The 13,656-nt window shown below is 43.5% G+C and carries 11 protein-coding genes; 4 read left to right on the top strand and 7 right to left on the bottom strand.

Features of this window, described 5'->3' with window-relative positions; translation table 11 throughout:
- Nucleotides 1-17: 17 nt before the first annotated feature.
- Genes GPM24_RS20210 through araA form a run of 3 tightly spaced genes read left to right on the top strand, consistent with a single transcriptional unit; the run spans nucleotide 18 to nucleotide 4,021 of the window.
- Nucleotides 18-1,712: a ribulokinase gene (locus GPM24_RS20210; protein WP_233268917.1), complete on the top strand. Its 1,695-nt coding sequence runs from the start codon at nucleotides 18-20 to the stop codon at nucleotides 1,710-1,712.
- 55 nt (nucleotides 1,713-1,767) lie between these two features.
- Nucleotides 1,768-2,469, top strand: a complete 702-nt coding sequence (locus tag GPM24_RS20205; RefSeq protein ID WP_158829203.1) for an L-ribulose-5-phosphate 4-epimerase — start codon at nucleotides 1,768-1,770, stop codon at nucleotides 2,467-2,469.
- A gap of 52 nt (nucleotides 2,470-2,521) precedes the next feature.
- Nucleotides 2,522-4,021: an L-arabinose isomerase gene (gene araA / locus GPM24_RS20200; RefSeq protein WP_158829201.1), complete on the top strand. Its 1,500-nt coding sequence runs from the start codon at nucleotides 2,522-2,524 to the stop codon at nucleotides 4,019-4,021.
- A 62-nt stretch (nucleotides 4,022-4,083) separates the two neighbouring features.
- On the opposite strand, the gene GPM24_RS20195 is transcribed toward araA, so the two are convergent.
- From GPM24_RS20195 to GPM24_RS20170, 6 genes are all read right to left on the bottom strand, one after another.
- A complete protein-coding gene (locus tag GPM24_RS20195) occupies nucleotides 4,084-4,938 on the bottom strand; it encodes a fumarylacetoacetate hydrolase family protein (protein WP_158829199.1) in 855 nt (284 codons plus the stop codon).
- A 9-nt stretch (nucleotides 4,939-4,947) separates the two neighbouring features.
- Nucleotides 4,948-5,778 carry a 5-dehydro-4-deoxy-D-glucuronate isomerase gene (gene kduI, locus GPM24_RS20190; protein ID WP_158829197.1) on the bottom strand — a complete coding sequence of 277 codons (831 nt, stop codon included), beginning with the start codon at nucleotides 5,776-5,778 and terminating at the stop codon, nucleotides 4,948-4,950.
- Between the two features lie 116 nt (nucleotides 5,779-5,894).
- The gene (locus GPM24_RS20185; protein WP_158829195.1) at nucleotides 5,895-6,662 is read right to left on the bottom strand and encodes an SDR family oxidoreductase; all 768 of its coding nucleotides are present in this window, start codon (nucleotides 6,660-6,662) and stop codon (nucleotides 5,895-5,897) included.
- Nucleotides 6,663-6,686: 24 nt separating this feature from the next.
- On the bottom strand, nucleotides 6,687-7,154 hold the full coding sequence (locus GPM24_RS20180; RefSeq protein WP_158829193.1) for a nuclear transport factor 2 family protein: 468 nt from the start codon (nucleotides 7,152-7,154) through the stop codon (nucleotides 6,687-6,689).
- Nucleotides 7,155-7,190: 36 nt separating this feature from the next.
- Nucleotides 7,191-9,599 (bottom strand): glycoside hydrolase family 3 N-terminal domain-containing protein, encoded by a 2,409-nt coding sequence (locus tag GPM24_RS20175; protein WP_233268916.1) that lies wholly within the window; start codon nucleotides 9,597-9,599, stop codon nucleotides 7,191-7,193.
- Nucleotides 9,600-10,069: 470 nt separating this feature from the next.
- Entirely contained in the window at nucleotides 10,070-11,518 is a 1,449-nt protein-coding gene (locus GPM24_RS20170) for a glycoside hydrolase family 43 protein (protein ID WP_158829191.1), read from the bottom strand.
- A 394-nt stretch (nucleotides 11,519-11,912) separates the two neighbouring features.
- Here GPM24_RS20170 and GPM24_RS20165 point away from each other — a divergent pair, with 394 nt between their 5' ends.
- Complete coding sequence (locus GPM24_RS20165) at nucleotides 11,913-12,614, top strand: Crp/Fnr family transcriptional regulator (RefSeq protein ID WP_158829189.1); 702 nt, start codon at nucleotides 11,913-11,915, stop codon at nucleotides 12,612-12,614.
- Nucleotides 12,615-12,786: 172 nt separating this feature from the next.
- On the opposite strand, the gene idi is transcribed toward GPM24_RS20165, so the two are convergent.
- Nucleotides 12,787-13,323, bottom strand: coding sequence for an isopentenyl-diphosphate Delta-isomerase (idi, locus tag GPM24_RS20160; RefSeq protein WP_158829187.1), 537 nt, complete (start codon nucleotides 13,321-13,323; stop codon nucleotides 12,787-12,789).
- Between the last annotated feature and the right edge of the window lie 333 nt (nucleotides 13,324-13,656).

The raw sequence follows: 13,656 nt of genomic DNA, 5'->3' as shown, positions 1-13,656 counted from the left end.
ACATTTAATATAAAACCATGATAAACCAATCTAATTATGTTATAGGAGTAGATTACGGGTCAGATTCGGTACGTTCCGTAATTGTAGATGCAGCCAATGGTAAAGAATTGGCAACGTCTGTATTTTACTACCCACGATGGCAACAGCAACTTTATTGCGATGCCGCCGAAAACCAGTTTCGCCAGCACCCTTTAGATTATTTGGAGGGGTTAGAAGCTACCGTTAAAGCCTGCCTTGCTAAAGCAGGCCCGGAGGTTGCTGCACAAATTCGCGGCCTTTCGGTAGACACTACCGGTTCTACGCCTGCGGCCGTTAACCAAGCAGGTATACCGTTGGCACTATTGCCCGAGTTTGCAGAAAATCCTAACGCCATGTTTGTGCTTTGGAAAGACCATACCTCGGTTACAGAGGCGGCACAGATTAACGCACATGCTGAAAAATTTGATACTAATTATTTACAATATGTTGGCGGCATATACTCATCAGAGTGGTTTTGGGCAAAACTGCTACACATACTGCGTGTAGACGACGCGGTACGAGCAGCCACTTATTCTTGGGTGGAGCATTGCGACTGGCTACCTTTTGTGCTGACCGGTGGCACTGATGCTTTAGCTATTAAACGTAGCCGCTGTGCAGCCGGCCATAAAGCCTTATGGGCAGAAGATTTTGGCGGACTGCCACCCAATGCTTTCTTCTCATCATTAGACCCGCTGCTGGATGGTTATACAGACAGGCTATTCAAAGATACTTATACATCTGATGTAGCCGCTGGTAACCTGAGTGCCGAGTGGGCTGCCCGTTTGGGCCTTTCTACCGATGTAGTGGTAGGTGTGGGCGCTTTTGATGCCCATATGGGTGCCGTTGGCGGCCAGATTGAGCCTTATCACTTAAGTAAAGTAATGGGAACTTCTACCTGCGACATATTGGTAGCACCCAACCGCGACATGGAAGGCAAGTTGGTGAAAGGCATTTGCGGACAGGTTGACGGTTCGGTTATACCGGGCATGGCAGGTTTGGAGGCAGGTCAATCTGCCTTTGGCGATACTTATGCCTGGTTCAAAAATTTAATTGCCTGGCCAATTGAAAAGCTATTAAATAATTCAACAATAGTTGATGCACAAACAGCTGCTGCCTTGAAAGAGGAGATGATAGGCAAAATCATTCCTGAATTAAGTAACGCTGCCCAAGCTTTACCGCTGGAAGAAGATGCAGAACTGGCGGTTGACTGGTTTAACGGCCGCCGTACACCCGATGCCAACCAACTGCTTACCGGCGCTATTACAGGTTTAAGTTTAGGTTCGGATGCGCCACGTGTATTCCGTGCTTTAGCCGAAGCTACCTGCTTTGGCGCCCGCAGCATTGTGGAGCGTTTCCGTAGTGAGCAGGTTCTTGTTGAGGGATTAATCGGCATTGGTGGGGTAGCTAAAAAATCACCTTACATTATGCAGATGATGGCTGATGTATTGCAGATGCCTATCCGCATTCACCCGTTTGAGCATACTTGTGCTTTAGGCGCAGCCATGTTTGCAGCTACCGTTGCAGGCGTGTACGAAAAAGTGGAAGATGCCATGACAGCCATGGGTGGCGAGTTTGATAAAATATATACACCTAACGAAGCAAATGCCCAGTTTTACAACAAACGCTACCAGCGCTATAATGATTTGGGCGGCTTTGTAGCCTGGCAGACAGCAGGCTTGGCTGGCGGGTGGTAACAGGAGCTATCTCCCACAACAGACAACACATAACTGACAACTAAATACTCACCACATGAGTCAATACGAACACTTGCAGCAGGCAGCTTATGAAGCCAATATGCAACTGCCCAAACTTGGGCTGGTTATATTTACCTTCGGTAACGTAAGTGCGGCCGACCATAATTTAGGCGTTTTTGCGATAAAACCCAGCGGTGTACCTTATGAGAATTTGACACCCGAAAAAATGGTAATTGTAGATTTTGAAGGCAAAACCGTGCAAGGCACATTACGCCCTTCTTCAGATACTTTAACACATGCCGTACTATATGCCCATTGGCCCGAAATAGGCGGCGTATGCCATACCCACTCTATGTATGGCACAGCTTGGGCACAAGCTCAACGCGACATTCCTATTTTTGGAACAACTCATGCTGATTATACTACCGTAGACATTCCTTGCGCCCCCCCCATGAGTGATGCTTACATTGAAGGCGATTATGAATACCAAACCGGTTTTCAGATTATGGACTGCTTTAAAGATAAAAGCTTGGATTATAAAGAAACCGAAATGGTGTTGGTAGGTAACCATGCACCGTTTAGCTGGGGCAAAACCGCTGCCAAAGCTGTTCACAATAGTGCCGTGTTGGAGGCTATAGCCCAAATGGCCTTATTAACCGAACAAATTAACCCACAGGCCCCACGCCTTAAGAATGCGCTTATTCGCAAGCATTTTGAACGTAAGCATGGGCCTAACTCTTATTATGGTCAAAGCTAGGGTTCATCATCACTCAAAACAACGAATAACGCAACAATAAAAATACCATTCCATGATAAACTTAAAGACATTAGAAGTATGGTTTGTAACCGGCAGTCAGCACTTATATGGTGAAGAAACGCTGCAACAGGTAGCAGACCACTCTCAGCAAATTGCAGCCGGTTTAAATGCCGCATCAGATATTCCTGTTTCTGTAGTTTTTAAACCAACCGTTAAATCTACCGACGAGATTTATACCCTTATACAGCAAGCCAACGTAGCCGAAAACTGTATTGGCCTAATTACCTGGATGCATACCTTCTCGCCAGCCAAAATGTGGATTCGCGGTTTGAGCATTTTAAAAAAACCGGTTCTGCACCTGCATACGCAGTTCAACAGCCAAATTCCATGGTCGAGCATTGACATGGATTTTATGAACCTGAACCAAAGTGCCCATGGCGACCGCGAGTTTGGGTTCATCATGTCGCGCCTGCGCTTGCGCCGCAAGGTAGTAGTTGGCCACTGGCAGGAAGCTGAAGTGGCGCGCGAGATAGGCGTATGGACCCGTGCCGCTGCTGGCTGGCATGACTGGCAAGGCGCTAAATTTGCCCGCTTTGGCGATAACATGCGCTTTGTAGCCGTAACCGAAGGCGACAAGGTAGAAGCAGAATTACAATTTGGGTTTTCGGTAAACACCTACGGTATAGGCGATCTGGTAGCCGTAATTAACAGCTTGGATCCGGCAGTAGTTGACCGCCAGATAACCGAATACCTGGATATTTATGATGTAGCAGCCGGTTTGCAAAAAGGTGGCGAACAGCATCAATCGCTCATTGAAGCCGCTAAAATTGAAGTAGGCTTACGCAACTTTTTACAAGATGGCGGCTTTAAAGGCTTTAGCGATACATTTGAAGATTTGCATGGCATGGTGCAACTGCCGGGCATTGGCGTGCAACGCTTGATGGCCGAAGGTTACGGTTTTGCCGGCGAAGGCGACTGGAAAACCGCTGCTTTGGTACGCGCCATGAAGGTAATGGGTTCGGGTTTACCTGGTGGTAATGCCTTTATGGAAGATTATACTTATCACTTCGATGCACAAAACTCACTGGTACTGGGTTCGCATATGCTGGAGGTAGATCCTATCTTAGCTTCGGGCAAACCTAAAGTAGAAGTACACCCGCTGGGTATCGGCGGCAAGGCCGACCCGGTAAGACTGGTATTCAACGTATCTGGTGGAGCAGCGCTGAACGCTTCGATTGTAGATATGGGCAACCGTTTCCGCATGATTGTTAATGAAGTTGAAGGCGTAGAACCAGTTAACGATTTGCCTAAATTACCAGTGGCCCGCGTGCTGTGGAAACCATACCCGGATATGAAAACCGGTTGTGCGGCCTGGATACAAGCCGGTGGTGCACACCACACCTGCTACAGCCAAAACCTTACCGACGAGCATTTACATGCCTTTGCTGAAATGGCCGGTATTGAATACCTGCTTATTGGCAAAGAAACCAAACTGCGTGAGTTCCAGAAAGAAATTGCCTGGAACGACGCTTATTACAAGATTAGTAAATAACCAATAATAAGAAAGGCTGATGTGAACATCAGCCTTTCTTATTTATAATAGCATAACGATGCTTATTTGCTGTAAGCTTTTACCGTTTGCTTTTGCGTGCCTAAGCCATCAATGCCCAACTCTACTACATCGCCAGCTTTTAGATAAACCGGCGGATTCATCCCTAAACCTACGCCTGCCGGTGTGCCGGTTGATATCACATCGCCAGGTAACAAAGTCATAAACTGACTTACGTAAGATATCAGGAAAGGAATTTTAAAGATTAAATTAGCCGTAGTACCATCTTGCATGGTTTTGCCATTTACGGTAAGCCATAAACGCAGGTTATCTATATCGCCTAATTCATCAGGCGTTGCCAAGAAAGGGCCTAACGGTGCAAAGGTATCACAACCTTTACCTTTATCCCAGGTACCATTACGCTCTAGTTGAAATGCGCGCTCAGATACATCATTATGCAATACATAACCTGCAATGTATTCGTTAGCTTCGGCTTCTTCAACATAACTTGCTTTTTTGCCAATCACTACGGCCAGCTCTACTTCCCAGTCTGTTTTTTCGGATCCTTTAGGAATAATTACATCATCAAAAGGACCGGTAAGCGATGTGGTGCTTTTGAAAAAGATAACCGGCTCAGGTGGCAATGCGGCGCCTGTTTCTTTCGCATGATCGGCATAGTTAAGGCCGATGCATACAATTTTAGATGGACGTGCAACCGGGCTGCCTATATGTACATTATCTGGTATCTGCTCCAGTTCGTTTTTATGAGCTTCTACATAAGCAGCTAAAGTTTCCATGCCACCACGTTCAAAGAACTGCTCGTTGTAATCGCTGCCGTAGCCTGATGTATCGTAGTTTACACCATCAATCTGTACACCGGTACGCTCTTGCCCCGGCTCTCCGTATCGTATTAATTTCATAACTATTTCTTATTTTAAATCGGTTACCGCTAAAGCATCCATATCAGAATAAACTTGATTCTCGCCACCCATACCCCAAATGAAGGCGTAGTTGCTGGTTCCACAACCAAAATGTACCGACCATGGCGGCGATACCACGGCATCATGATTTTGCATCACAATGCTTTTAGTTTGTTGCGGCTCGCCCATAAAATGGAATAACCGTTGGTTTTCGGGCAGATCAAAGTAAAAATACACCTCGGTACGGCGGGTATGTGTATGCGGTGGTACAGAGTTCCACACGCTGCCGGGCTCCAGCACGGTAAGTCCCATTACCAGCTGGCAGCTGCGAATGCCGTCCAGGTGAATGTATTTGTAAATGGTACGCTTGTTCGAAGTTAGCGCATCGCCCAGGGTTACCGGCGATGCTTCTTCTTTAGGCATTAAGCGGTTAGGATATTGCGCATGCGCAGGGTAAGACAGCAGGTAGTATACAGCAGGCACTTCAGGATCGGTGCTTTTAAAAGTCACATCTCTCGTCCCCTTGCCTACATACAAACAGCTCAGTTTGTCCATCTCATATGTCTGCCCATCGGCTACTACCACACCGTTGCCGCCTACATTGATGATACCCAGCTCGCGGCGCTCTAAGAAATACTCGGCCCGCAGCTCGGGATGATTGTCTAAGGTGACAGTACCGTTTACCGGTTTTACACCGCCCACAATGGTACGGTCGTAATGCGAGTATACGGTGGTTAATTTATCTTCCTGCATCAGGCTTTCCACCAAAAAAGCTTCTCTAAGCTCCTCGGTCGTCATGCGCGATACTTCTTTTTGGCTATGCTCAAATCTGATTTCCATAGTTGTAGTTGTCTGTTGTGAGTTGTCAGTTATCTGTGACCGGAGGTTGATCATTGATAACTGCCGGATAATTTATTTTTGCCTTGGCTCTCGATTCTTGTCTCTTGCTTTTAGTGCTATCTTCCCATCCAGCCGCCATCAACGGTTAACAGGTGCCCGCTTACATAATCGCCGGCTTTAGAGGCCAGAAATACCGCTGGTCCCTTAAAATCTTCAGCTTCGCCCCAACGGCCCGCGGGGATCCTGTCTAGAATACTTTTGCTACGGTCTGGGTCGTTCCTTAGCGCTTTGGTATTATCGGTAGCAATGTAACCTGGTGCAATACCGTTTACATTGATGCCTTTTGATGCCCACTCGTTTGCCAAAGCTTTTACCAAACTGGCCAATGCGCCTTTGCTGGCTGCATAGCCCGGCACATTGATGCCGCCTTGAAAGCTAAGCAGTGAACAAGTGAATATTATCTTGCCCGACCCCTTTTCAATCATATGCTTGCCCAGTTCGCGCGCCAAAATGAAAGGTGCATCCAGGTTAAGTGACAATACATTATCCCAATACTCATCAGGATGCTCGGCAGCCGGTTTACGCATAATGGTGCCGGCGTTGTTAATCAAAATATCAATACGCGGATTTTCGGCCAGCAACTGCTCTACAAAAGCGTATAAGCCTTCGCGGCTTGATAAGTTGGCTTGATACGCTTTAAAATTACGGCCCAGTGCTTTTACTTCCTTTTCTATATCACTTCCCTCAAGGGCAACCGAACCGGATACCACAATAATATCAGCGCCAGCTTCGGCAAGCCCTAGGGCCATGCCCTTGCCTATACCTTTATTACCACCTGTTACCAGGGCCACTTTTCCGGAAAGATCAAATAATTTGTTATCCATTAAAATATAGTTGATGTAGATGAATTAACTGGCAGCAGGCACTTTAAAAGCTTGACGGGCCAGCAACTGCCAACTGCCTTTTACCTTTTGCCATACCATTAAAATATTAATTTTAACATTACCGGGTTTCCCACCGTCGTTAGTTGTGCCGCTTAAAACATGCCTTACAACAGCTGCTCTACCGGTTACCTGTATGGTTTGATTGCTCAGCTCAATAGTCACAAAATCAGACGAGCCACTGGTAAGCGCATGAATAAAGGTTTGCTTATCCTGTACCACGCCGCTGGAGTGCCCATAACTTAAATGAGGTGACACCATTTGCAATAAGGTCACGCTGTCGGCATCTACCATCGCTTTTCGCAAGGTTTCTACCGCTGCTGCTACCGCTTCGGCTGATGTGCTTTTCTTGGCTTGGGCCATTACATCAGCTTTATGTATGATTAGCAATAGCACCACAACAATTAACTGTTTAATAACATTTTGTAATTTCATTTTATTATCGTTTATGTGTATAGGTAACTAATAACATTACTTCACTTCAAAATCCTGTTTTAACTTAATATCTTCGGATGAACTGCCAATCATCACGCTGAATTTTCCGGGCTCTACTGTCCAGTTCATATTTTTGTCTAATATGGCTAAATCATCCGGATGCAGTGTAAACTGTACCGTCCTTTTCTCTCCTGCTTGTAAAGTGATACGGTCAAAGCCCCGCAAAACCGACTCATAGGTGGTTACACTGCTTACCCAGTCTTTCAGGTACAATTGCACTATTTCATCGCCTTTTACTTTACCGGTATTGGTGATGTCAACCGTTACGGTAATATCATTTTGGCTGTTAGGGGTTGACTGCTTAACTACCAAATTGCTATAAGCAAAAGTGGTATAGCTTAGGCCATACCCAAACGGATATAATGCTTTGTTCACACTGGTTTTGCCATAGCCATTGGGCCCACTGGTAGGCTGATCGGCCTGTGAAGCAGGTTTGAATGGAAAGTTCAGCTCAATTTGTCCTGTAGTTTTAGGAAAAGTAATGCTGAGTTTACCGCCGGGGTTATTATCTCCAAACAAGGTTTCGGCTATTACTTTGCCAGCCTGTGCACCCGGAAACCAGGCTTCTAAAATGGCCGGTATATATTTATTCTCCCAGTTGATGGTTAAGGGCTGTCCGTTAATCATTACCATTACCACAGGTTTGCCGGTAGCATGCAAGGCTTGAAGTAATTGCAACTGTCTTCCCGGTAAGTTTAGTCCGGTGCGCGAAAGGCTTTCACCTACACGCTGCTCATCTTCGCCTACAACCGCAATAATTACATCGGCTTGCTTAGCCTGCACTACTGCACTGTCAATACCGGCTTGTTCGGCCGCAGTAAGCGGGGTAGGTATAATCTCGCTTTCGGGCCAGGTCACATCTACCACATCGCAGCCTTTGGCATAATTTACTTTTACCCCTGAGCCTACATAATTGCGAACCCCTTCCAGTACCGAGGTAACCGTGTTATGCGATGGACCATAACGACTGATAGCGTAACTTTTAGTTGCAGCCAGCGGACCAGTCACCAATATATTTTTAAGACTTGCCTTGTTAAGCGGTAATAAATGATTTTCATTTTTAAGCAGCACCATCGATTCGCGATTAATCTGCATCGCAAAATCTTCGTCGGCTTTGGTATGTACTTTCTGATCTGAAGCTTTGGGATTGCTTACATATGGCTGATCAAATAAACCCAATCTGAACTTTACACGAAGCACATCAGCTACACGGGCATCCAGCGTTTTCATACTTACCTGACCTTCTTTTACCAGCTCGCGCAAAGGCAGTATAAATGTTTGAGGCATGGTAAAATTAGTACGCACATTCAGGCCAGCGTCTATGGCTTGCTTCACCGCACCTTTATAATCGGCGGCGGTATGGTGTTTGGTGAATAGGAACTCTACCGCTTCGCTATCAGATACCACATAGCCGTTAAAACCAAATTTTTGGCGCAGCAGTTCAGTCAGAAAAAAATAGCTGCCAGTAATCGGTTCACCATCCCAGTCGTTATAACTGCTCATTACGCCCATAGGCTGCGCATCCTGAATTACTTTTTGGAAAGGATAGAGATAAATCTGGTACATTTCGCGCGGTGCCACATGCGGATCGGTACGTGCATTACCATCGCGCCCGCCTTTGGGCACGCTGTAAACGGCATAATGTTTTAAAGTTGATGCTACCCCTTGTTCCTGTATGCCTTTTACCATCTGAGTGCCTAGAGCACCTATTAAAAACGGATCTTCGCCATAACATTCTACCACACGGCCCCAGCGTTGATCACGTGCCGGATCAAGTATAGGTGCATATACATTGGTATAACCTAAAGCTTTTGCCTCGCGGCCCACAATGCTACCAGCCTGATAAACCAACTTTTTGTTCCAGGTACTGCCAATACCAATAGGTGCCGGCAATGGGGTAGCACGGTCATGGCAAAGGCCATGAATGCCTTCGTTAGTAAAATCAACCGGGATGCCCAATCGGGTTTCTTCTACAAACCATTTTTGTATGGTGTTGATAGCCGAGGCATGTTTACTATAAGGGTAACTGTACGGTGTTGGGGCATCGTCAGTATGAGAAGTTAGATTATTAAGCTCCTCATCAATATTGGCAATGCCGTCTTTCCAAATTTCCTGTTTCCAACCAACGGTGGGCATCTCGTCTTTCAATACTCGTTTGTAACCGTATAAAGTTGCCGTTTGACAGGTTTTTTCATCCAGCGTCATTTGCGAAAGCAAATCGGCAACACGCTTCGCAATTACTTGCTGAGAATCTTCAAAAATGTCTTTACGCCCATTTTTATTGAAATCAATCCAACCCTGATGATAAATACTTTTGTTTTGAGCAGCTGCAGATGACGCCAAAAATGTACTGATGGCAATTACAGGGAACCATTTCTTTCTCACTGTTATAATATAGGTTAGATGCTTGTAAATATAACCGTATTACTTTTTGCACGAACCAACATTTACCAATTTCGTATAAAATAATTACGGAAACGTTTCCGTTAAATAAGGGTATAGCGCCGTTTCGCTATTTACAATTACATAACAAATGCATCATATTGTTATGAACATGGCAAGAAAAAATATTTTTTTATAAAAATATTTGATTTTTTAAATTGAAGTATTACATTTGTATCAAGATAACGCACTGTAGGATGGTGAAATTTGGCAGACACACCTCCTTGTCCCGGTGGCAGAGAATAATGGGAAACCCGCAAGGGCTAACCACTCTATGAAGGTTCGACTCCTTCTCCTACAGCTCTTCTCATAATTTAGGTTTATAATTGGTTAGTAAAGGCCTCCTGCCCATCAGGAGGCTTTACTTTTTTAAAGAAATTTGATGAGTAGGCTACCAAATAAAAACTTTTGTCTTACACCCACAACACCCTGTCTTTTTCAAACTTAAGCCCAACAGCCAACAATGCTCTAAACTGCTTATAACCGGCTTGCCCCGGATAGTAAGCATGTAAAAACATTACAGGCTTACCATCTGGCGATGTAGTTACGGATGGATGCCCAGGTGCAGTCCAGCGAGCAGTAGACTGCAAAAATGGTTCGGGCATTTTACGGTATGGACCCAATGGATGATCGGCAATGGCTACGCCGATACCATATTGATCTGTAGAAAAATCATTTCCGGCATAAAATAAATAATACCTGTTGTGCTGCTGGGTAACCCACATGCCTTCTATTAAGTGAGCTTCCCAAGCTAAATCATTCTCCAAAATTTTTGTACGCTCACCAACCAGTACTTGGCCATTGGCCGATAACTGCTGTGCGTATATAGGCGTTTTCATATAATGAAGTACGCTACGTATATCATCAGCTATTGCTGCATGACTTTCAGTTAATTGTTCCAGTGAACGATAGATATCTAAAAACCGGCTGATAACCGCTTCAATAAATACCTGAATAAACATAAACCGCACCATTGGAGCCAGGTGTTGTAACCAAGGCCAGACACTCACCATAAAAGACGCTGTCGCTTGGTCTTGCGGATTGTTCAGTAAATAGGTAATAAGCGAAGGATTATTATATAACAGTTTTATTAAGGCACTTGGCCAAACATCATTGTTATCTTCTTTCCAAAATAAGTAAACAGTTTGTTTGTCTTGTATATAAATATGCGGATCGATAACATTGCCTTTAAGCACCGGTTCATTATTTGGCACAAAGTCCAGTTCGGGATGCTTAGAGGTTGCCATGCCTATACAAAGTTCTTTGCTTTCTTTATCCCGTGCTACAAAATAAAGGCGGTATTCATCGCCTATCTGGTGTAATTCGGGTGCCCAATAATCACTTCCCACTTCAACCTGGGTAGCCCAAGCCGGCTTCTGGCCTTGTGCGAATACATAGTTCAAAAACGTCCAGTCGGCAAGATTTTCAGAGCTTAATAAAGGGAAAGAATCGGGTGCGTCATTAGAAGTAGCAACCAGATAGTAAACAGGTTTATCGTTTTGATTAGTACGCAATACGGCAGGATCACCATAACCGTAAAGCATGCCTTTGTGCTTATTCTCAAGTAAAATCTCTTGATAATTTATTTTTTTTGTAGAAGGTACAACATGTTTTCTGTTTTGTGGTGGACGTAAGCCAAAATCGTTTGAAAGTTGCTCGAAGGCATTCAAGTAATAGTCATGCGATGATAAATCAATCAAATACTGTGCAGATAATACTTCGTTTGACTGGATCTTCCGGCCAACTATATTGAGCTGCACAACATCATTCTGATTTGCCAAGGTAATGTCATAGCTAAAAGGAGCACCGTCAGGCGTTACAAATTTCAAATGGTCGGATGATAAATTTTCTTTTAATTCCATAAGCCAAAGCCTTATCTTACAAAGTGCAGGCCAACGATTATACAATAGTCTACCATGAAATTGATGACATTATAGTTTATATAAACTTTTATTCAAATATGAAAATTTAGTAAAAACCTTAGATGACATTAATTTATCGCCAACCAATTATCAATATGTAAAATGTCACGAGCTAAAAGCGAAACAGAAGCAGCAAAACGAAAATACAAAATATATACTTCACATTTTTTTAACATAGTTTTAGATTTAAGCCAGTTTATAACGTTAGAATACGCTTAAACAACGCCCAACATTTCAGTTTTGCTAATTATTTCTCGAAATTTCATATGTTTACTTCACAAACGCTAAAAATTACGGTTTAAAATACTTTGGTGCAGATAGTGAAAGATTAATTATGAAAGAAAGCAAGCGCTGTTGCGATTTAAAAAGCTGTTTTTTATGCAAAACTTGTTTACCAGAATGGATTCCGGCAGTAGGAAGCCAACGAAAAAACTACATTGTAAAGAAAGGCGAAACAATTTTTAACGAAGGCGATCAGGTTACAGGCATTTATTTTATGTTCAATGGGTTAGCCAAAGTGCACAAAAAATGGGGGCCAGATAAAGAACTTATCATACGTTTCGCGCAAAACGGCAATATTATAGGTCATCGTGGTTTAGGGGGAGACGCACGTTATCCCGTTTCGGCTACTGCGTTAGAAAATAGTATTGTTTGCTATATAGACTTACCGTTTTTCTTAGCAAGCTTAAAGGTAAACAACGAGCTTACCTATCAACTATTGCTATTTTTTGCTGAAGAGCTTCAGACCTCCGAACATAAAATGCGAAACCTGGCGCACATGACGGTTAAAGGTCGCATAGCGCAGGCATTATTAAACTTATCAAACCAATTTGGTACAGATACAAACGGTTGTGTTGGTATAAATCTGTCCCGGCAAGACCTAGCTGCTTACGTAGGCGCTACTTACGAAAGTGTGTTTAGAAACATGAACGAACTTATACAAGACAAACTAATCACTGTTAACGGTAAAAATATATCAGTTCATAATCACTCGTTACTAGAAGCACTTACACGAGAAAACTATACAAGTTTATAGTAACTGATAAATTTTAATCTTAAATAACTATCTCCAGGACCTCTTCATTGAGCGCATCTTGAAAATGTAATTAAGTATATAAGGTTAAACCAACTTAGACGTTGAAACATACTTTAGGAAACACTGGCAGTAACTTGAATAGATACTGGCGGAAGAATCAATATTCTACTTACTAAGATAATAATAACGCCTCGACATTTATAACTGATAACTTCTGCATTAATATGTGAAACCAGAATGTATAACGCTCGGGATGAAGGTCCATATCGATTCGTACAGCATCAAAGTCCATAAATTTCCAAGCAGCTACCTCATCATGATTTATGTTTGGATTACCCGAAAACTGCCCCAAAAATACATGATCAAATTCATGCTCATACAAATCTTGGCCGAATTCTACTTTATAGGTGAATGAAAATATGTTTCTAAACTCACATTGTAGTCCCATCTCTTCTTCCAGCCGCCTGGCTGCCGCCGCTTCAATAGCTTCTCCCGGACGAGGATGGCTGCAACACGTATTAGACCACAAACTAGGTGAATGGTATTTGGTATGAGCACGCTGTTGCAGTAGAATCTCATTACGATTGTTTAATAGTACAATTGAAAATGCTCGGTGCAACAAACCAAGCCGATGCGCCTGCATTTTTTCCATAACGCCAATCTCACGATCATCTGCATCAACAAGAACCACTTCTTCTACGCTTATCATTAATTTACTAACTCCAAATTACCTTATATTCATAAGCGCATCGGCTCACTTGCAATAAAGAAAGAAATCATCTACTTTGTTTATAGAACCGCAAACAACCTTAAACAAAATTCTACTAAACCCAGACTTGCCAGAACAATGTGGCTAACACAGCATATAAATAATTAAGATATTGAATTAATTGCTGTAATGATTAATGTTTGTGCTAACTCTAATGTTGGATCCAACATATCAGCAGTCACAAATAATAGCGGTATTATTAGAAGTCGGATGGGATAAAAGATAATCCTTTGGACAGCTCCTTACCCATCCCCAACTTTATAGAAACGCAAA

The organism is Mucilaginibacter lacusdianchii (genome assembly GCF_009770985.1).
GTDB classification, from domain to species: domain Bacteria; phylum Bacteroidota; class Bacteroidia; order Sphingobacteriales; family Sphingobacteriaceae; genus Mucilaginibacter; species Mucilaginibacter lacusdianchii.
The sequence above is the reverse complement of the archived record's forward strand: the minus strand, read 5'-3'. Positions and strand labels throughout refer to the sequence as shown.